The sequence below is a fragment of the Lachnospira hominis (ex Hitch et al. 2025) genome (genome assembly GCF_040096395.1).
GTDB classification, from domain to species: Bacteria; Bacillota; Clostridia; order Lachnospirales; family Lachnospiraceae; genus Lachnospira; species Lachnospira hominis.
The window spans coordinates 1-902 of sequence record NZ_JBBMES010000066.1 but is presented as its reverse complement, the minus strand read 5'-3'; the positions used below and the strand labels follow the sequence as shown (position 1 = coordinate 902).

The 902-nt window shown below is 43.6% G+C and carries 2 protein-coding genes; both read left to right on the top strand.

Annotation, left to right across the window (positions count from 1 at the left end):
- Positions 1–228: DUF4313 domain-containing protein (locus WMO38_RS15090; protein ID WP_349163218.1), on the top strand; the 228-nt coding region annotated here is incomplete at its 5' end.
- 12 nt (positions 229–240) lie between these two features.
- Positions 241–753 (top strand): PrgI family protein, encoded by a 513-nt coding sequence (locus tag WMO38_RS15085; RefSeq protein ID WP_055062573.1) that lies wholly within the window; start codon positions 241–243, stop codon positions 751–753.
- Positions 754–902: the final 149 nt, after the last annotated feature.

Sequence of the window (902 nt, the reverse complement as noted above, 5' to 3'; positions counted from 1 at the left end):
TACTGCGGATATCTGAATGTGAATGACATGCCGGATATTGAAAAGTTTATTACAGACAATGACATTGGAGAGTTTACAGGATTCACGCAAAGGAGCGGTTTCTGCGAATATCCGCTTTATCTGTTCAATGTAGATAAGCTTAGAGAACTGTGTCCGGATGGAATGGATAAGTATGAGGCAAATATCGGAATGACAAGAAAGCCAGAGACAAAGGATTTATCAAGATAGGAGGCAGGGACAATGGTAATCGAAGTAAACAAGGATATAGACCGCTATCAGGAATCGGTTGCGATGGGACTTACTGCAAGGCAGCTTATATTTTCTATTGCAAGCGTAGTGGTCGGTGGCGGTATCGTCCTTCTTCTTTACAAGTATATTGGTCTTACGGGTTCTGCTTATGTGGCAATCCCGTGTGTGGCACCGATTGCTCTTGGTGGTTTCTATTCCTTTAATGGGATGAATTTCTACGAGTATATGGGAAAGAAACTGCATTTTATGTTTGGAAACAGGACACTTACCTATGTATCAACAGAGGGAGAGCCTGCAATAAAGCAGTTAGAAGCAGAACAGAATGAACAGGTAAAGAAGAAAGGCAGAAAGGCTGAACCGGAGACTGTAACAGCTGATTCGGCTGTAAAGAAGCAGGAGGAGTTTGAAGCAATGAAGAAAAAGACGAGAAACATGCTGCTTGGACTTGTCGCAGTCATTGTGGCGGCAGCAGCAGGCATTGCAGCATATAAGGCAATGCATTAGAAACGAATAGTATCTGACCGCAAGGTCGGGAACACAGCCCGCAGGGTGAAGTTCCCGGCGGGCTTTCATTATAAGAAAGCGAGGTTAGAGACATGGGTTTATTTACAGACGGATTTAAGTTATTAAAGAAGGCGAGTGAGCCTTTGTAT

What these genes read in the sequence shown, in the direction of transcription:
- WMO38_RS15085 (WP_055062573.1), top strand. Translation starts at nt 241, where the DNA reads ATGGTAATCGAAGTAAACAAGGATATAGACCGCTATCAGGAATCGGTT.